This window comes from Luteimonas sp. 3794, assembly GCF_031456825.1.
Taxonomy (GTDB): Bacteria; Pseudomonadota; Gammaproteobacteria; order Xanthomonadales; family Xanthomonadaceae; genus Luteimonas.
On sequence record NZ_JAVDVJ010000001.1, the window covers coordinates 356090 to 373850 of the forward strand.

Annotated in this window: 17 protein-coding genes; 5 read left to right on the top strand and 12 right to left on the bottom strand. The window is 68.5% G+C overall.

What is annotated here, in order from left to right; translation table 11 throughout:
- Positions 1 to 74: 74 nt before the first annotated feature.
- The 6 genes from J2X52_RS01610 to argS all read right to left on the bottom strand — a co-directional run bounded on the left by J2X52_RS01610 (position 75) and on the right by argS (position 5551).
- Positions 75 to 827 carry an SDR family NAD(P)-dependent oxidoreductase gene (locus J2X52_RS01610; RefSeq protein ID WP_310147732.1) on the bottom strand — a complete coding sequence of 251 codons (753 nt, stop codon included), beginning with the start codon at positions 825 to 827 and terminating at the stop codon, positions 75 to 77.
- A gap of 97 nt (positions 828 to 924) precedes the next feature.
- Positions 925 to 1698, bottom strand: coding sequence for a UPF0149 family protein (locus J2X52_RS01615; protein ID WP_310147734.1), 774 nt, complete (start codon positions 1696 to 1698; stop codon positions 925 to 927).
- Between the two features lie 59 nt (positions 1699 to 1757).
- Positions 1758 to 2321, bottom strand: coding sequence for an isoprenylcysteine carboxylmethyltransferase family protein (locus tag J2X52_RS01620; protein ID WP_310147736.1), 564 nt, complete (start codon positions 2319 to 2321; stop codon positions 1758 to 1760).
- Between the two features lie 39 nt (positions 2322 to 2360).
- Positions 2361 to 2732, bottom strand: coding sequence for a hypothetical protein (locus J2X52_RS01625; RefSeq protein WP_310147737.1), 372 nt, complete (start codon positions 2730 to 2732; stop codon positions 2361 to 2363).
- A gap of 330 nt (positions 2733 to 3062) precedes the next feature.
- The gene (locus tag J2X52_RS01630) at positions 3063 to 3851 is read right to left on the bottom strand and encodes an SPOR domain-containing protein (protein ID WP_310147739.1); all 789 of its coding nucleotides are present in this window, start codon (positions 3849 to 3851) and stop codon (positions 3063 to 3065) included.
- Complete coding sequence (gene argS / locus J2X52_RS01635; protein WP_310147741.1) at positions 3851 to 5551, bottom strand: arginine--tRNA ligase; 1701 nt, start codon at positions 5549 to 5551, stop codon at positions 3851 to 3853. The genes J2X52_RS01630 and argS overlap by 1 nt, the downstream gene beginning before the upstream one ends.
- Positions 5552 to 6184: 633 nt before the next feature.
- On the opposite strand from argS, the gene J2X52_RS01640 reads away from it, so the two are divergent.
- Entirely contained in the window at positions 6185 to 6958 is a 774-nt protein-coding gene (locus J2X52_RS01640; RefSeq protein WP_310147743.1) for a TSUP family transporter, read from the top strand.
- 16 nt (positions 6959 to 6974) lie between these two features.
- Here the strand turns inward: J2X52_RS01640 and folE are convergent, their stop codons facing one another.
- From folE to J2X52_RS01655, 3 genes are all read right to left on the bottom strand, one after another.
- Positions 6975 to 7586 (bottom strand): GTP cyclohydrolase I FolE, encoded by a 612-nt coding sequence (gene folE / locus J2X52_RS01645; RefSeq protein WP_310147745.1) that lies wholly within the window; start codon positions 7584 to 7586, stop codon positions 6975 to 6977.
- Positions 7587 to 7652: 66 nt separating this feature from the next.
- Positions 7653 to 8030, bottom strand: a complete 378-nt coding sequence (locus J2X52_RS01650; RefSeq protein WP_310147747.1) for a hypothetical protein — start codon at positions 8028 to 8030, stop codon at positions 7653 to 7655.
- Positions 8031 to 8160: 130 nt separating this feature from the next.
- A complete protein-coding gene (locus J2X52_RS01655) occupies positions 8161 to 9564 on the bottom strand; it encodes a serine hydrolase (RefSeq protein ID WP_310147749.1) in 1404 nt (467 codons plus the stop codon).
- 136 nt (positions 9565 to 9700) lie between these two features.
- On the opposite strand from J2X52_RS01655, the gene J2X52_RS01660 reads away from it, so the two are divergent.
- The 4 genes from J2X52_RS01660 to J2X52_RS01675 all read left to right on the top strand — a co-directional run bounded on the left by J2X52_RS01660 (position 9701) and on the right by J2X52_RS01675 (position 14387).
- On the top strand, positions 9701 to 10234 hold the full coding sequence (locus tag J2X52_RS01660; protein ID WP_310148796.1) for a DUF1190 domain-containing protein: 534 nt from the start codon (positions 9701 to 9703) through the stop codon (positions 10232 to 10234).
- Between the two features lies 1 nt (position 10235).
- A complete protein-coding gene (locus J2X52_RS01665; RefSeq protein ID WP_310147751.1) occupies positions 10236 to 11417 on the top strand; it encodes a glutathionylspermidine synthase family protein in 1182 nt (393 codons plus the stop codon).
- A gap of 324 nt (positions 11418 to 11741) precedes the next feature.
- Positions 11742 to 13133, top strand: coding sequence for an ATP-dependent RNA helicase DbpA (gene dbpA / locus J2X52_RS01670; protein ID WP_310147753.1), 1392 nt, complete (start codon positions 11742 to 11744; stop codon positions 13131 to 13133).
- Positions 13134 to 13163: 30 nt separating this feature from the next.
- Positions 13164 to 14387 (top strand): glycosyltransferase, encoded by a 1224-nt coding sequence (locus J2X52_RS01675; protein ID WP_310147754.1) that lies wholly within the window; start codon positions 13164 to 13166, stop codon positions 14385 to 14387.
- Between the two features lie 56 nt (positions 14388 to 14443).
- Here the strand turns inward: J2X52_RS01675 and J2X52_RS01680 are convergent, their stop codons facing one another.
- From J2X52_RS01680 to adh, 3 genes are all read right to left on the bottom strand, one after another.
- Positions 14444 to 14797, bottom strand: coding sequence for a DUF779 domain-containing protein (locus J2X52_RS01680; RefSeq protein ID WP_310148799.1), 354 nt, complete (start codon positions 14795 to 14797; stop codon positions 14444 to 14446).
- A 62-nt stretch (positions 14798 to 14859) separates the two neighbouring features.
- Complete coding sequence (gene adhP, locus J2X52_RS01685; protein ID WP_310147756.1) at positions 14860 to 15888, bottom strand: alcohol dehydrogenase AdhP; 1029 nt, start codon at positions 15886 to 15888, stop codon at positions 14860 to 14862.
- A 144-nt stretch (positions 15889 to 16032) separates the two neighbouring features.
- Complete coding sequence (gene adh, locus J2X52_RS01690) at positions 16033 to 17562, bottom strand: aldehyde dehydrogenase (protein WP_310147758.1); 1530 nt, start codon at positions 17560 to 17562, stop codon at positions 16033 to 16035.
- Between the last annotated feature and the right edge of the window lie 199 nt (positions 17563 to 17761).

Here is a 17761-nt window from a genome sequence, read left to right on the forward strand (position 1 = left end):
CTTGTCGGCGGGACGCGCGAGCATGCGCATCACGAGTGTAGCGAGGCCACATGTGCGCGCGGCCTCGCGTTCCTTCAGCCCTCGCGATGGATCTGGAAGCCCGCGAACGACTGGCTGACCGGCATCACCTCGAGCCGGTTGATGTTGAGGTGCGGCGGCAGGTTGGCGACCCACCACAGCGTCTCGGCGATGTCGGCGGCGACGATCGGCTGGGTGCCGGCATAGAGCGTGTCGGAGGCGCCCTGGTCACCGCTGGTGCGCACCAGGGTGAACTCGGTTTCGGCCAGGCCCGGTTCGATCGAGGTCACCCGCACGCCGGTGCCGTGCAGGTCGCTGCGCAGGCCCAGCGAGAACTGGGTGACGAAGGCCTTGGTGCCGCCGTAGGTGTTGCCGCCGGGATACGGATAACTGCCGGCGATCGAACTGACGTTGAGGATCGCGCCGCGGCGTTCGATCAACGTCGGCAGCAATGCGTGCGTCAGCGTGACCAGCGCGGTGATGTTGGTGTCGATCATCTGCCGCCACTGCGCGAGGTCCGCGCGCTGCGCCGGCGCGGTGCCGAGCGCGAGGCCGGCATTGTTGACCAGCACGTCGATGGCGCGGAACTCCGCCGGCAGCGCATCGAGCGCGGCATGCATCGCGGCCTCGTCGCGGATGTCGAACGCGCACGTGTGCAAGCGTTCGCTGCCGTGCGCATCGACCAGCGCCTGCAGGCGCTCGGCGCGGCGTCCGGTCGCGATCACGCGCCAGCCGCCGGCGAGAAAGCGGGCGACGGCGGCGGCGCCGAAACCGGAGGTGCCGCCGGTGATGAGGATGGTGCGGGTCATGGCGGACTCTCCTGGACGCAGTGCGCGCCGACATGCGGCGCGGGATCGAAGCGGGATGGGGTGATCTCGACGCGCGCGTGACGCGTCGGACTGCGGCTCACTCGGACGCCTGGTCCGCGCAGCACTTCTTGTATTTCTTGCCACTGCCGCAGCTGCAGGGGTCATTACGGCCGGGCACGTCGGCGCGCTTGGCCGGCGCCGGTCGACGGTCGTGCAGACGCTGCAGGTACATGTCGTAGAGCATGTCCGGCAGGTCATAGGTCAGGTCGAAGCGCTCGTCGAGGGTCAGCATCTCCTCGGCCGTCATCTCCGCATCGGCGAGCTGCGCCGGGTCGACGATCGCCAGGCGCGTGATCACGCCCAGATCGTTGTCGATCGCCTCGTGGTCTTCCATCCACTTCGCCCAGTCCTCTTCGAACTGCGCGGCGCCGCGCAGGAAGCCCGCGGCCCAGGCGGCGGCGAACGGGAAATCCTCGGGGATGCCGTCGAGCGCATCGGCGCCGTCGGCCTTGTCGTCGTCGCCTTCGGATTCGGGCGGCAGACCCAGCAGCGGCATCAGCGCTTCGCGATCGGTCGCTTCCGAAGGATCGTGGCGGATGCGCTGTTCGACTTCAGCCGCCAGCCGGGTGATCAGCGCCTCGGCTTCGCGGGTCTGGCGCTCGTCGCGGCGTGGTACCTCGCCGCTGCCCCAGATCGCTGGAAACACCGTTGGCAGTTCGACGTCGACCGGACCGACCGCGAGCGCGGACAGGAAACCATCGAGCATTTCCAGATTGCCGAGGCCGGTTTCGGGATCGGTGCAGCGGTCGAGCAGCACATCCAGCCGGTCGAGTTCGGAATCGCTGAGGGCGGTCGTGGGCTGGGTGGTCATGCGGGGTCGGCAACGTGCGGGTGGTACAGCTTACCCGGTGGCGTTCCCGCGCCGGCCGCTCACCAGATCCTGGGCAGCAGGCGGCGCGTGGTGCGTGCGTATTCGGGATAGTCGATCGGGAAGGCTGCCGACAGCGCGGCTTCCTCGATGCGGATGCGCCCGCGCAGCGCGAACCACAACGGCGCAGCGACGACCAGCGGCGCCAGCCAGCTGCCGAGGACGCACAGAAACCCTGCGAACGTCATCAGCAGTCCGGTGTACGAGGGATGGCGCAGCTGCCGGTAGGGACCACTGCGGATCAGCTTGTGATCGGCCGCGATGGCGACATCGACCGTGAAGTGTTCGGCCAGCACATGGATCGCCCACCAGCGGAACAGCATGCCGGCGAGCATCAGCGTGCAGCCGCCCCACAGCAGGGTGGGCTGCCAGGCCGGCGGAAACCGGCCCGGTGGCCAGATCGACACGAGCATCGCCACGGTCACGCAGCCGCCGATCACCAGCACCAGTCGCGCCAGCGAGCCGGCATCACGCCTGCGGTTGGACGCGCGATGGCGCAGCCCGATCCACAGTTCGCTCAGGCACCACAACACACTCATTGCCGCGAACACGAGGACGCCGGCCATGGGCAGGCTCCGGAAGAGGGATAGACGAGCCTTGCAGGCTCAGTGTGATGTCGGAGTGCCGGGTGTCGGTTTCCCCGGCGGTTTGATCGCGGGTGTTCCGCTTTCGACCGGTTCGCTCGGCACGCGCCGCCGACCGGTCGTCGACTTGCCGCGTGTCCGCGCCCGGGTCGCGCGATGCTTCTGCAGCATGTCCTCGGCCAACACCACGTCTTCGGACAGGATGCCGGCCGCACGCGCGATCGCGATCCGCGCCACGGCCCGGTTCTCGTCCGGATTGGCCTGCAGCAACTCGCGGATCGCCTCGCGCACCGACGCCTGCGCGTTGTGCTTCAGCTTCAGATCGCTGCCCTGCTGGAACAGCGCCAGCAGCACGTCGACGACGGGTTTGATCAGTGCCGCTTCGATGGTCATGGCGCCCTTCCTCCCTTGAGCCTCCATTGTCCGCAGGCGGATCGCGTGGGCTGCGATCCGGATGGGACGGAAGGCACGGAATGGGGCTCCGGGCTTGGGCGGCGTTCTGCGATGCGGGCGGTCCGCCTAAGCCCCTCTCCCCTTGGGAGAGGGGTTGGGGTGAGGGGTCGGACGCTCGCGGCGGTGTGGGGAGGGGGGCAGTCCCGATCGCCGTACAACAGGCGACGACCGGACGTCATGAAAGTCAGCCCTCACCCGACGCGCGTTGCGCGCCGACCTCTCCCGAAGGGAGAGGTGTTCAATCAGTCCGCCATCGGCGAAGTCGCCTGCTTACTGCGCCTTGATCGCCAACGCCGGCAAACCGCCGTTGCCGAGCTTCTGCTTGGCTTCCGCCAGATCGGTCGCGGTGCCGTAGGGGCCCATGCGGACGCGGTAGACGGTGCGGCCGGCGGCTTCGCCGGATTCCACGCGTGCGGTCAGGCCGAGCAGGGCGATGCGGGCCTTCAGGGCTTCGGCGTCGCCCGAGGCGCTGAATGAGCCGGCCTGCAGGATGTAACGGGCATCGCTGGCCTCGGCAGGCGCGGTGCTGGCTGCAGTGGCAGGCGCAGTGGTGGTCGGCTGCGCGGGTGTCGTCGGACGTTGTTCCGGCAGCGGCTGCGGGCCGGTCGTCGTACCGCCGGCCATGTCGGCGGCATCGGGATGCTGGGCCTGCAGCGCCTGCTGCTGCGCCTCGGCGCGCTGCTGGCGCTGGGCCTCGGCGCGGGTGCTCGCAGCGAGTTCGGCGTCCGTCATCGGGACTTCCTGCTCGGGCAGCATCGTGTAGAAATCATAGTCGGTCGACCCGCCCTGCTGGTTGGCTGCGGCGCGCGGTCGCTGACCGGCCGGTGTTGGCAGTTCGGGTTCCGCGTCCGCATCCGTGGTGCTGACCGCCGGTTGTGCGTCGGGGTTCGGACTGGGACGGAAGAAACCGTCCTGTGAGTCGGACTTGAGCAGGCGCGGCACCGCCAGCACGATGCCCAGCGCGAGTACCACGCCCATGATCATCCACGCCCAGCCCGGCAATCCGCCGGAACTGCCGCCGTTGCGTCGGGCCTGGGTCTTGCCGCGTCGTGCCGCCATTACATCGCCTCCGGGGCCTGCACGCCGAGCAGCGTGAGGCCGTTGCGCAGTACCTGTCGCACTGCAGTGGCCAGCGCCAGACGGGCATCGCGCACGTCGGCGTCGTCGACCAGGAACTGGTGATCGTTGTAGTACGTCTGGAAGCCCTGTGCCAGCTCCAGCAGATAGGTCGCGATCAGGTGGGGTTCAAGCTGCGCGCCCGCCGTGGCCACGATTTCCGGCCACCGGGACAGATCGATCAGCACGTCGCGCAACGCGATGTCTGTCATGTCCGGCAACTGCGCCAGGCCGCTCTGCAGATCGAACGCCAGACCGGCTTCATCGAGCTTGCGCAGCAGGCCGCAGATGCGCGCGTGCGAGAGCTGCACGTAGTAGACCGGGTTGTCGAGCGATTGGCTGCGCGCCAGATCGATGTCGAACACCAGCTGCGAATCGGGCTTGCGCGCGACCAGGAACCAGCGCGTCGCATCGCGGCCGGCCTCGTCGATCAGATCGCGCAGCGTCAGATAGCTGCCGGCGCGCTTGGAGAGTTTCACTTCTTCGCCGCCGCGCATCACCGTGACCATCTGGTGCAACACGTATTCCGGCCAGCCCTGCGGAATGCCGGCATCGAGTGCCTGCAATCCCGCGCGCACGCGCGCCAGCGAGCCGTGGTGGTCGGCGCCGAGTTCGGTGATCGCACGCGTGTAGCCGCGCTGCCACTTCGACAGGTGATAGGCCACGTCCGGCACGAAGTACGTATAGGTGCCGTCGGACTTGCGCATCACGCGGTCCTTGTCGTCGCCGTAGTCGGTGCTGCGCAGCCACAGCGCACCACCTTCCTCGTAGGTGTGGCCGTGGGCGACGAGCTCGCGCACGGTCTCTTCCACCTTGCCGTCGGCATACAGCGACGACTCGAGGAAATACACGTCGAAGCCGACACCGAATGCAGCGAGATCCGCGTTCTGCTCGCGGCGCAGCCAAGCCACGGCGAAGCGGCGGATCGCGTCGAGATCGTCGGCATCGTTGACGCCCGCGACCGTGTGGCCGTCGACCTCGACCGTCGCGCCATCGAGATACGCACGCGCGACATCGCCGATGTAGTCGCCGTTGTAGGCGTCGGCCGGCCAGGCGGTATCGCCGGGCTTGAAGCCCTTGGCACGCGCCTGGGTGGAGCGGGCGAGATTCTCGATCTGCACGCCGGCGTCGTTGTAATAGAACTCGCGCTTGACGTGCCAGCCGTTGGCATCGAGCACGCGCGCGATGCAGTCGCCGATCACCGCCGCGCGGCCGTGGCCGACATGCAGCGGGCCGGTCGGATTCGCCGAGACGTATTCCACGCCCGCGGTCTGCGAGGCGCCACTGTCGTTGCGGCCGAAGGCATCACCCTGCGTGTGCACGGCGACCAGCTGGTCGCGCCACACATTCGCGCTCAGGCGGAAGTTGAGAAAACCGGGGCCGGCGATCTCGACAGACGCGATCGAATCGTTGACCGGCAGCGCGTCGATCAGCGCCTGCGCGATCGCGCGCGGGTTCGATTTCGCCGGCTTGGCCAGCAGCATCGCCGCGTTGGTCGCCGCATCGCCATGGCTGCGGTCCTTCGGGCGCTCGACAGTGAAGGCGGGCATGGCGAAGTCAGCAGGCAGCGTGCCATCGGCGCGCAGGGCGGCAATGGCCTGCTCGACGAGCGGCTCGATCAGGGCGCGGAGCTGGGATTTCACGGAATTTCAATCGCGGACAAACGGCCTGACATTGTACGCGAGCGGGGTGGCGGACCTCGGGGATCTGCCCTGTCGTTGCTGCGGCCTACGCGGCGCAAGCGATCTGAACCTCCCTCGTAGACGGGGAGGGTTGGGTGGGGGCAAACGGTCAGATCGCGTGGAAGTCGGCGATTCGGTGATCGAACGCTTGGGCCAGTCTGATCTTGCATCCGACGGATCGCCCCCTCCCAAGCCGTCCGGCCCGGCGCAGCGCGCCGGTCGTTCGATCGATCCGCGCGGCATGCCGCGCAAGCGGAGCGCGCTCACCCCCCACACGCGGGCCTGATGAGTGTCGTGTCTCAGCTAAGGGCTCGTTTCCGACGTGGGGCTGCGGCTAAGTGCCTGATAGGCGAGAAAATCCCCGTCACTCCCCCGCGAAGGCGGGAGTCCACGGACGTGCGTGCGGACGTTGTGAAAGTCCTTGGATGACCGGACATACGTCCGTTGAAATGCCCCGCCTTCGCGGGAACGACGAGTCACACGTTTCAGTCGCCAGCTGAGACACGACGGTCATCAGGACGCGCGGGGAGGGCTTCAAGCCGAAGCGGATCGCTCTGCGCGTATCCTTTGCGCCCCCGAACGCCGGTCGCCTGCGTGGACGCGTTGTTTCCCGAACTGGTCTGGCTGGTCTGCATCGCCTTCATGGCCGGGCTGGTGGATGCCGCGGTCGGCGGGGGCGGCCTGGTGCAACTGCCAGGATTGTTCACCGCGCTGCCGCAGCACACGCCCGCGGCGCTGCTGGGTACCAACAAGTTCAGTTCCTTCTTCGGTACCGCGGCGGCCGGCTGGCGTTACGCCCGCAACGTGCGGTTTCCTTGGGCGCCGGTGCTGTTCGCAGCGGCGACCGCGTTCGCGTTCTCGTTCCTCGGCGCTACCGCAGTAACGCTACTGCCGCGCGACGCGGTGCGGCCGCTGATCCTCGTGCTGCTGGTCGCGATGCTGGCCTACACGCTGCTGAAGAAGGATTTCGGCGCGCTGCACCGGCCGCGCGACGTCGGTCGCCGCGAACTCGGGCTGGCGCTGCTGATGGGCGCCGGAATCGGCTTCTACGACGGCCTGTTCGGGCCCGGCACCGGCAGTTTTCTGATCTTCCTGTTCATCCGCTTCTTCGGACTCGACTTCCTGCGCGCCACCGCCGCATCGAAGATCGTCAACATCGCGACCAATCTGGCCGCCCTGTCGTTCTTCGTGCCTTCGGGCCATGTGCTGCTGGCGTTCGCGGTGCCAATGGCGGTGGCGAACGTGGCCGGCGCGTTTGCCGGCACCCGACTCGCGCTACGCGGGGGCACGCCAGTCATCCGCAAGTTGTTCGTCACCCTGGTGGTCGTGCTGATCGCGAAGATGGGCTGGGACACGCTGGCCGGCTGACTCGCCGGCCGCAGGCTCAGCGGCGGGTGCCGCCCACTTCGATGAACTGCAGGAATTCGGCGCGGGTGCGGGCGTCTTCGCGGAAGCTGCCGAGCATCGTCGAGGTGATCATGCTCACGCCGCGCTTGTGCACGCCGCGGGTGGTCATGCACTCATGCGCGCCTTCGACGACGACGCCCACGCCCAGCGGCGCCAGCGCACGCTGGATGCATCCGGCGATCTGCGCGGTCATCTTTTCCTGCACCTGGAAGCGCTTGGCATAGGCCTCGACCACGCGCGCCAGCTTGCTGATGCCCACGACCTTGCCGGCCGGCAGATAGCCCACGTGCACCTTGCCGATGATCGGCGCCATGTGGTGTTCGCAATGGCTTTCGTACTCGATGTCGCGCAGCACGATCATCTCGTCGTAGCCGGCCACTTCCTCGAACGTCCGCGCGAGGTAGGCATCGGCATCGAGCGCATAACCGCTGAACCACTCGGTATAGGCCTTGGCCACGCGTCGCGGGGTGTCGAGCAGGCCTTCGCGCGTGGGATCCTCGCCGGCCCAGCGCAACAGGGTGCGCACCGCCGATTCGGCGTCGTCGCGGCTGACGCCGTGACGGGCGTCGGACTCAGAAGGAGGGGTCATGGCGGGCACCGCGACAAAAGAGCGCCATGGTAGCGCGTCGTATTCACCGCTGCGGTGGGGTGTCCGTCAACCGACCTTGGGACCGGGCGAATCGAGCGCGACATCGACGTCATCGCCGGCGTCGGCATCGAATTCCCAGCCGTCCTCCACCGCGCCACGGGCTTCGATCCAGCCGAGGCGGGACTGGTCGCGGGCCTGGACCCATTCGCGCTGCAGCTGGCGCTCCACCTGACCGAACCGGCAGCCGCCATGGCGCTGCCGGCTGTCGCGGCCGAAGCGGTAGGCCGGCGCGTAATCGTTCCAGTGGCGGCCGACGGAGTAGTAGGGCGCCTGGGCCAGACCGGGCTTGAACCGGTTCTCGAGCGCGTCCTGACCCTCCGCTGCGGCATCGGCCGGCGTACGGGTGTCTGACGGGGCGGCGCTGTCGTGCAGGTTGTGGGTCATGGCGGGTCCAGCGAGCACGCCAGCGCCGACAAGGCGTGTGGGAGGGCGGGCTGCAGACGCAACGCTAGGCGTGCCGCTGTTGGAGGCCAGTGAAAGATGCCTGTTGGCTTTGCATTGTCCCAGCTGCGATTCATCGCGCAGACGTATCCGCATCGAGGCTGGCCAGCACCGCAGCCGTGAACAGGGCAGGATCGAAGCGCTGGCCGGCGGCGTCTTCGCCCCGGCGCACCAGCACCACACCACGCGAGGGCACCACGATCACGTACTGCCCGCGGTTGCCCATCGCGGCGAACGTGTCTTCAGGCACGCCCGCCGCGCGCTGCATCAGCCACAAGGTCGCGCCATAGCCCAGATCGCCTTCCGGCTGCGGGCCGGATGGCGTCGTCGCCGCGCGCACCCAACCTTCGGGCAGCAGGCGCCGGCCGTCGAAGACGCCGTCGTGCTGCAGCAGCAGGCCGAAGCGGGCGAGATCGCGCGCGGTCGACCAGACCTGGCTCGACAGCACGAAGCCGCCGCGCCAGTCGGTTTCGGCCACGGTGCGGGTCATGCCCAGCGGCCAGAACAGATCGGTGAACGGCCGCGCCAGCGCGCGTGCCTCGTCGCCGGTCGCCGCGCGCAGCGCATGCACGGCCAGCACGCTGTCGTTATTGGCGTAGCGGAACTGCGTGCCGGGCGGATGCGCCAGCGGCCAGCCGGTCGCGGATTCGGCCACGGTGACGCCGCCGAAATACAGCGCATCGGTGCGGTTGCCCGCAGTGTCGCTGTGCAGACCGCTGGACATGCGCAGCAGCTGGTCGACGGTGATCGCGGCGCGCGGATCGCCCGGGGCCTGCCATTCGGGTACCGGCGCCGGCTGGGTCGGATCGAGGTCGCCGGCCCCCTGCGCCACGCCGACCAGCGCGCCGGCCAGGCTCTTGGCGACCGACCAGGTGCGCTGCGAGGTGTGCGGACCGAAGCCGTCGCGGTAGCGCTCGGCGACGATGCGCCCGTCCTGCAGCACGAGCACGGCGGTGGTCGCATGGCCGTCGCCGTAGTTCGGCGTGTCGAACGCGGCGGTGACGGCGTCCTCAAGCGCCGCTGCATCGCCGCGTAGCGTGGCGGTGGCATTGCGTTCCCCCAGGGGCCACGCCTGGTCGTCGAGATCCGGCGCGGCGCTGTCGAAGCGCGGCAAGGCTGCGATCGCTTCGACGCCCGCGCCGATCGGCAGCTGCGCGCAACCGAGATTCGGGCGCCACGCGGCGATGCGCGGCGGCAGCGCGTCGTCGAACGCGACCGAGACCGTGCGCGCATCGGCATCGATCGCCGCGTCCAGCGCCAGAACATCGGCCTGGTAATCGGGATAGATGCCGACGAACTCCAGGGCCTGCGCCTGCGTGGGCGTACGCCCGGCGTTGAACTGCACGCTGCACAGCGTCAGCGCCTTGTAGCCGGCGGCGATCGCGCGCGCATGCGTGGCGCGTTCGCGTTCGGCCATCGTCTGCGCAGCGGCGGACGTGGTGATGAGCAGCAGCGGCAGCAACAGGGCGAGACGCATCGGCATTCCGGGCAGCGGGACTGAACGCCAGTGTAGGCGTCGCGCTTTGCCGCGCGACCGGTGACGGGCATCATGTCCGGCCGGACCCACGCACGACACGGAGCAGGACATGACGGACACCACAGGCTCGCGGCGCATCAAGCGTTCGAAGACGACTGCCCTGCTGCTGATGGGTACCGCGCCGCTGTTGTTCAGTGCCTGCCAGCGCACCGCGCCGGTCGAAGTGCAGGACGGCCTCTACACCTCGGTCGAAAGCTGCGCGCAGGCGGTCGGCGACACCGCGACCTGCCGCATCGCGTTCGAGCAGGCCAAGCTGCAGGCTGCCGACACCGCGCCGCAGTACAGCAGCCGCGAAGCCTGCGAAGCGGAATTCCCGGCCGAGGAATGCGTCGAGCAGAAGACCTCGACCGGGCATTCCTTCATCGGTCCGCTGATGGCCGGTTTCTTCCTGTCATCGATGTTGAACAACAACCGCGCGGGCGTGGCCCAGCGGGCGCCGCAGGCTTCGCCGGCGTTCCGCGACAATCGCCAGGGCTGGCTGCGTCCGAACGGCGCGCCGGGTGCGGGCCGCGCCGGCATGGCGCCGGTGTCGGCAACGCCGGACCGCGCGGTGACCGCGAACCGCGGTGGCTTCGGCCGCTCGGCCAACGGCCGCAGCACCGGCGGCTGAGGTGCGCCGCGTCGCGATCGTCGAGCGCGGCGACTGGCAGGCGCAGGCCGCCGAGTGCGGCTTCCGGTTCCACACCATCGACGGCGCCCGCTACTGGGACGAGCGCGCGTACTACGCGTTCTCGATGGCGCAGATCGAGCACGATCTCGAAGACCCGAGCGTCGAAGTGCACCGGATGGCGATGGGCCTGGTCGACGAGATCGTCGAGAGCGACACACTGATGCAGCGCCTCGCGATTCCGGAAAGCTTCCGCGACTGGATCGCCGAGAGCTGGCGCCGCCGCGAACCGCATCTGTACGGCCGCCTGGATTTCGCCTACGACGGCAGCGGCCCGGCCAAGCTGTACGAGCTCAACTACGACACGCCGACCTCGCTGTTCGAGGCCGCGTTCTTCCAGTGGCAGTGGCTCGAAGACCAGCGCGCCAGCGGCCGCCTTCCGCGGGATGCCGACCAGTTCAACTCGATCCACGAAGCACTGGTCGACCGCTTCGGCGAGCTCGCATCGGGCCTGCCGCCGCCGCTGCTGTTCGCCGCGGTGCGCGAATCGGAAGAAGACCAGGGCACGATCGCCTACCTGCGCGACTGCGCGGCGCAGGCAGGGTTGTACGGCGATGCGATTGCGCTGGAAGACATCGGACTGTCCGAGGACGGTCGCTACACCGATCTCGACGACGTGGTCATCGGTTCGCTGTTCAAGTTGTACCCGCTCGAAGACCTGTTCAACGACGACTTCGGCCGCGCGCTGCCCAAGTCGAGCCTTCGCCTGATCGAACCACCATGGAAGGCCGTGCTGAGCAACAAGGGCCTGCTGCCACTGCTGTGGGAGCGGCATCGCGGACATCCGAACCTGCTCGCAGCCGAATTCGACACCGGCGGCGACCTGCCCGCCGGCTGGGTGCGCAAACCGCTGCATTCGCGCGAGGGCGCGAACATCGAATTGCATCTCGCCGACGGCCAGCGCCTGCACAGCGACGGCCCGTACGCCGGCCCGAGCATCCGCCAGGCCGCGCATCCGCTGCCGGCGTTCGACGGCCACTACCCGATGCTCGGCAGCTGGATCGTCGGCGATAACGCCTGCGGCATCGGTATCCGCGAGGATGATTCGCCGATCACCCGCGACAGCGCGCGCTTCGTGCCGCATGCGATCGTCGACGCGGATGCACCGGCGACGTTTTACGCCTGAGGCGGGATAGAAGCCTCGATCGCGCGTCCGTATCACTTCGCCCCGACTTTCCAAGTCGCGGTGCGCGTCTTTTCCTTCCCCCTCTGGGGGAAGGTGCCCGGAGGGCGGATGAGGGCGCACTTGGGTCTCTTGTAGAGAGCCCGGCCCTCACCCGACGCGCCTTGCGCGCCGACCCCGGATCAGGTCCGGGGCAGGCTCTCTCCCAAAGGGAGAGGTGCGCATTCCTAGCTTTCAGGCATTGACGCTGATCAAGCGAGCGCGCGACGACACGCGTATCTGCAGCCCATTCCGCCGCTCCCGCCCCCGGCCTGCGATCATGTACGCATGACCACGCCTCTCCCGTTCTCCGCGCTCGCGCTGTCGCCTGCCCTGTTGCAGGGCGTCGATGCCCTCGGCTACACGTCGATGACCCCGATCCAGGCGGAATCCCTGCCGCCGATCCTCGAAGGCCGCGACGTCATCGCGCAGGCGCCGACCGGCAGCGGCAAGACCGCGGCGTTCGGTCTCGGACTGCTGCAGAAGATCGACACCGGCCTCATCGAGACCCAGGCCCTGGTGCTGTGCCCGACGCGCGAACTCGCCGACCAGGTCGGCAAGCAGTTGCGCAAACTCGCGCTCGGCATTCCGAACCTGAAGCTGTCGCTGCTGTGCGGTGGCATTCCGCTCGGCCCGCAGCTGGCCTCGCTGACGCATCCGCCGCATGTCGTCGTCGGTACGCCGGGTCGCATCCAGGAACTGGCGAAGAAGAAGGCGCTGCATCTGCGCCACGTGCGCACGCTGGTGCTCGACGAAGCCGACCGCATGCTCGACATGGGCTTCGAGGACTCGATCCGCGACATCGTCAAGCGCGTACCGCCGACGCGGCAGGGCCTGCTGTTTTCAGCAACGTTTCCCGACGCAATCCGCGATCTCGGCACCGCGATGCTGCGCGAACCGGTGCAGATCGGCGTCGAGGGCAATGCGCCCGCGCCGAAGATCGAGCAGATCTTCCATGAAGTGGAACCGTCGCGCCGCGCGCCGCAGCTGGCCGCGCTGCTGCTGCGGCATCGCCCGGAATCGGCGGTGGTGTTCTGCAACACCCGCGCCGATGTCAACGAAGTCGCCGGCTCGCTCGCGCACTACGGCTTCGATGCGCTCGCGTTGCACGGCGACATGGAACAGCGCGATCGCGACGAAGTGCTGGTGCGTTTCGCCAACCGCAGCTGCAACGTGCTGGTGGCCAGCGACGTCGCCGCACGCGGGCTCGATGTCGAGGACATCGGCGCGGTGGTGAACTACGAGCTGCCGCACGACGCCGATACCTATGTGCACCGCATCGGCCGCACCGGTCGCGCAGGCCGCTCGGGCCTCGCGCTGAGCCTGGTCACGCCGCGCGAGATGCCGCGCACCGCGCTGGTCGAAGCGCAGTTCGGCGCGCCGCTGCGCTGGGACAAGCTGCTGCCGCTCAGCGGCAAGGGCAGCGATGTGCCGGCCGCGCCGATGATCACGCTGCGCATCGATGCCGGCCGCACCGAGAAGCTGCGCCCCGGCGACATCGTTGGCGCGTTGACCGGCGAAGCCGGCCTGCACAAGGACGCGATCGGCAAGATCGATGTCTTCGCCACGCGCAGCTATGTCGCCATCACACGCGGCAAGGTGCAGCAGGCGGTCAATCACCTGCGCGACGGCAAGATCAAGGGCCGCCGCTTCCGCGTGCAGCCGCTGAAGACGACGTAGCCGTCCCCGGCGCTACGCGAGACTGCGCGCATGCGCCTGCTGATCATCACCTATGGCACCGAAGGCGACGCGCGTCCGCTCGCCGCGCTCGGCTGGGCGTTGATGCGCGCCGGGCACACCGTGCACCTGCTCGGCGATGCCGACACGCTCGACAGTGCACGCGCGCTCGGCGTGCCCACGACCGCCCTGGCCGGCGATATCCGCGGCACGCTGTCGCGCATGCGTGCGATGCGGCAAATCGAGCGCGCGCTGATCCGCATCGTCGACGCGCGCACGCCCGAGTGGATGCAGCAGGCGATGACGCTCGGTGCAGACTGCGATGCGGTGATCGTGTCTGGACTCACCGCGTTCGTCGGCCTGTCGGTGGCCGAAGCGCTGGGCAAGCCGGCGATCGGCGCGATGATGATTCCGATCAGTCCGACTGCCGCGTTCACCTCGCCGCTGTCGCCGTTGCGCCTGCCGCGCGTGCTCAACCGCAGCTCGCACGCGTTCGTGAACCACATGGTCTGGCGCACGTTCCGCGCGACGACGAACCGCGGACGCGTCGCGATCGGCCTGCCGCCGCGCACCACACCGTGGACCACGCATCCGGTGCTCTACGGCGTATCGCCGGCGCTGCTGCCCGACGTCGCCGACTGGCCAGAGGACGCCATCGCCTGCGGCCAATGGGTGACCTCTTCGGAGGACTGGACGCCACCGGCCACGCTCGTCGAGTGGATCGAGGCCGGCCCGCCGCCGGTCTATGCCGGCTTCGGCAGCATGAGCGGCTTCGATGCGACGCGCGTGCGCGATGCATTGCTGGAGGGGGTCGGCGATCGCCGCGTGCTGTTCAATCCGGGCTGGAGCGGCATCGACACCAGCGGCCTGCCGCCGAACATCTGCGTCATCGGCAGCGTGCCGCACGACTGGCTGCTGCCGCGCTGCGCGCTGGCGATCCATCACGGCGGCTCGGGCACCACGCACTCCGCATGCCGCGCCGGCATTCCGTCGGTGATCCTGCCGTTCGCCGGCGACCAGCCGTTCTGGACAGCCCGTCTGCGCGCGCTGGGCATCGCTGATCGGGTTCTGTCGGGGCGACGTCCGTCGGCATCCGGGCTCGCGGCTGCCATCGGTTTCGCCGAACGCCCTGATACCCGTGCGTGCGCTGCCGCGCTGGGCGCCGTGATGCGAGCGGAGGATGGCTGCGCGACGGCTGTGGCATGGATCGAGCGCTTCGTCGCTGCCGGCGGGGGCGCGACGATAGCGTCGCGCTAGAGGTCACGCGCAGTCGCGCGCGTTGCCTGGGACGTCGCGCGGCGCCGATGCGCGCTTCAGATCCGGCCGGCGGTGCGCAGCGCCGTCAGTTCGTCTGCGTCGAACAGGCGCGAGCGCAGGTGGAAACGCACGCCTTCGCCGTTCTCCAGCGAAAACATGCCGCCGCGGCCCGGCACCACGTCGATGATGAGCTGGGTGTGCTTCCAGTACTCGAACTGCGACGCGCTGATGTGGAACGCCGCGCCGCCGATCTCGCCGAGCTGCACGTCGCGGTCGCCGACGATGAAGTCGTCAACGGGAAAACACATGGGCGAGGATCCGTCACAGCAGCCGCCTGACTGGTGGAACAGGACCGGCCCGTGCCGGTCCTGCAGCATTGCGATCAACTGCAGCGCAGACAGCGTCGCCATCACCTGCAGGGGGAGGGGCGCAGGGCGTGGCGTGTTGGTCACGGGCTGGTCTTCTCCAGTGCTCAGGCAGCGAAGTCGAGCACGATGCGGCCTTCGATCGTGCCAGCGCGCATCCGCTCGAACACCGCGTTGATGTTCTCCAGCCGGTCGGTGGCCACCGTCGCCTTGACCTTGCCCATCTCGGCGAACGTCAGCGACTCCTGCAGGTCGAGCCGGCTGCCGACGATCGAACCGCGCACGGTCACGCCGTTGAGGACCAGGCCGAAGATGTCGAGCGGAAAGGTGCCGGGCGGCAGGCCGTTGAGGGACACCGTGCCGCCGCGGCGGACCATGCCGACCGCCTGCTCGAAGGCCTTGGGCGAAACCGCAGTGACCAGCGCCCCGTGGGCACCATTGATCGCCTTCTTGATGAAGGCCACCGGGTCGGTCGTCCGCGCGTTGACCGTCACCGCCGCACCCAGACGCTCGGCGAGGCGGAGCTTGGCATCGTCCACATCGACCGCGGCGACGTTGAGCCCCATCGCTTTTGCATACTGCACCGCCATATGGCCGAGGCCGCCGATGCCCGAGATCACCACCCAGTCGCCGGGTTTGGTGTCGGTCATCTTCAGGCCCTTGTACACGGTCACGCCCGCGCACAGCACCGGGGCGATCTCGACGAAGGAGATGGACTTGGGCAGATGCCCGACATAGGCCGCATCGGCCAGCGCGTACTCGGCGAAACCGCCGTTGACCGAATAGCCGGTATTGCGCTGCGACTCGCACAGCGTCTCCCAGCCACCGAGGCAGTGTTCGCAATAGCCGCAGGCCGAATACAGCCAGGGCACCCCGACCCGGTCGCCTTCCTTGACGTGGGTGACGCCGCTGCCCACTGCGGCCACATAGCCCACGCCCTCGTGTCCCGGAATGAAGGGCGGATCGGGCTTCACCGGCCAGTCGCCCTCGACCGCGTGCAGGTCGGTGTGGCAGACCCCGCAGGCCTCGATCTTGACCAGAATGTCGCCGGTCCCGGGCCGCGGCACCTCGACCTCCTCGATCTTCAGCGGCTGGCCAAAGGCGCGGACCACCGCAGCTTGCATCGTCTTGTCCATGTGGAACTCCATCAGGTTCGGATATCCGCACCATGGGCCCTGCGGCGCCGCGATGCGTTGATCCCGATCAATCGGGGATCAGGGCCCGGTGTTTCCGCAGCCGTCGGGCCCCTCCATGCCGACGGCTGCGGACAGTGCACGGGCTCAGAAGAAGCCCAGCGCCTTGGGCGAGTAGCTGACCAGCAGATTCTTGGTCTGCTGGTAGTGGTCGAGCATCATCTTGTGGTTCTCGCGGCCGATGCCCGACTGCTTGTAGCCGCCGAACGCGGCGTGCGCCGGATAGGTGTGGTAGCAGTTGGTCCACACGCGGCCGGCCTGGATCCCGCGGCCCATGCGGTACAGGCGCGACGCGTCGCGGCTCCACACGCCCGCGCCCAGGCCGTAGAGCGTGTCATTGGCGATCGCCAGCGCCTCCGCCTCGTCCTTGAACGTGGTCACCGACACCACCGGGCCGAAGATCTCCTCCTGGAACACCCGCATCCTGTTGTGGCCCTTGAACACCGTCGGCTTGACGTAGAAACCGCCTTCGAGCTCACCGCCGAGCCGGTTCTGCTCGCCGCCGATCAACACTTCCGCGCCTTCCTGCCGGCCGATGTCGAAGTAGGAGAGGATCTTCTCGAGCTGCTCGCCCGAGGCCTGCGCGCCGATCATCGTGTTCGGGTCGAGCGGATTCCCCTGCACGATCGCCGCCACGCGCTTGAGCGCCTTTTCCATGAAGCGCTCGTAGATCGATTCCTGGATCAGCGCGCGCGACGGGCAGGTGCACACCTCGCCCTGGTTGAAGGCGAACAGCACGAAGCCCTCGATTGCCTTGTCGAGGAAATCGTCGTCCTCGGCCATCACGTCGGCGAAGAAGACGTTCGGCGACTTGCCACCGAGTTCCAGCGTCACCGGAATCAAGTTCTGGCTGGCGTACTGCATGATCAGCCGGCCGGTGGTGGTTTCCCCGGTGAAGGCGATCTTGGCGATCCGCGGGTTGCTGGCCAGCGGTTTGCCCGCCTCCAGGCCGAAGCCGTTGACCACGTTGAGCACGCCGGGCGGCAGCAGGTCGCCGATCACCTCCATCAGCACCAGGATCGAGGCCGGTGTCTGCTCGGCGGGCTTGAGCACCACGCAATTGCCGGCGGCGAGCGCGGGCGCGAGCTTCCAGCACGCCATCAGCAGCGGAAAGTTCCACGGAATGATCTGGCCGACCACGCCAAGCGGTTCGTGGAAGTGGTAGGCGATCGTGTCGCCGTCGATCTCGCCGATCGACCCTTCCTGGGCGCGGATGGCGCCGGCGAAGTAGCGGAAGTGGTCGGCGCACAGCGGAATGTCGGCATTGCGTGTCTCGCGGATCGGCTTGCCGTTATCCCAGGTTTCGGCATGTGCCAGCAGCTCGAGGTTGGCTTCGATGCGGTCGGCGATCTTCAGCAGCAGGTTCGCCCGCGTCGTCGTCGAGGCCTTGCCCCAGGCGTCCTTCGCGGCATGCGCCGCGTCGAGTGCGGTTTCGATGTCATCGGCGTTGGAGCGTGCCACCGAGGTGAACACCCGGCCGGTGACCGGCGTGGTGTTGTCGAAGTACTGGCCCGACTTCGGCGCCACCCAGGCGCCGCCGATGAAGTTGTCGTAGCGCGGCTTGAACAGGCTCGACGGGTCGGTGGCGAACGGACGGGGAGCGGTGACGGCATTCATGCAGGTCTCCTGGAGGCTGTGTGGGACGGCAGCCCGTGGCGGGCGTGTGCCTTCAGGTGCGCAAGCGGCGTGCCACCCAAGGATGTTGCAACGCGTCATGCAGGCAAGGCGCGCTGCGGCGCCGGTCTCCGGGCGCTGTGTGTTGCGGCGCAGCGTTACAGGCTGTCGCAGGATGTGATGTGTATGGGGACAGCGCCCC

Coding starts and splice junctions, on each gene's coding strand:
- adh (WP_310147758.1), bottom strand. CDS start 17,562: ATGAATGCCGTCACCGCTCCCCGTCCGTTCGCCACCGACCCGTCGAGC.
- dbpA (WP_310147753.1), top strand. CDS start 11,742: ATGACCACGCCTCTCCCGTTCTCCGCGCTCGCGCTGTCGCCTGCCCTG.
- J2X52_RS01675 (WP_310147754.1), top strand. CDS start 13,164: ATGCGCCTGCTGATCATCACCTATGGCACCGAAGGCGACGCGCGTCCG.
- J2X52_RS01615 (WP_310147734.1), bottom strand. CDS start 1,698: ATGACCACCCAGCCCACGACCGCCCTCAGCGATTCCGAACTCGACCGG.
- J2X52_RS01680 (WP_310148799.1), bottom strand. CDS start 14,797: ATGGCGACGCTGTCTGCGCTGCAGTTGATCGCAATGCTGCAGGACCGG.
- J2X52_RS01655 (WP_310147749.1), bottom strand. CDS start 9,564: ATGCGTCTCGCCCTGTTGCTGCCGCTGCTGCTCATCACCACGTCCGCC.
- J2X52_RS01620 (WP_310147736.1), bottom strand. CDS start 2,321: ATGGCCGGCGTCCTCGTGTTCGCGGCAATGAGTGTGTTGTGGTGCCTG.
- adhP (WP_310147756.1), bottom strand. CDS start 15,888: ATGGACAAGACGATGCAAGCTGCGGTGGTCCGCGCCTTTGGCCAGCCG.
- J2X52_RS01650 (WP_310147747.1), bottom strand. CDS start 8,030: ATGACCCACAACCTGCACGACAGCGCCGCCCCGTCAGACACCCGTACG.
- J2X52_RS01625 (WP_310147737.1), bottom strand. CDS start 2,732: ATGACCATCGAAGCGGCACTGATCAAACCCGTCGTCGACGTGCTGCTG.
- J2X52_RS01610 (WP_310147732.1), bottom strand. CDS start 827: ATGACCCGCACCATCCTCATCACCGGCGGCACCTCCGGTTTCGGCGCC.
- J2X52_RS01630 (WP_310147739.1), bottom strand. CDS start 3,851: ATGGCGGCACGACGCGGCAAGACCCAGGCCCGACGCAACGGCGGCAGT.
- folE (WP_310147745.1), bottom strand. CDS start 7,586: ATGACCCCTCCTTCTGAGTCCGACGCCCGTCACGGCGTCAGCCGCGAC.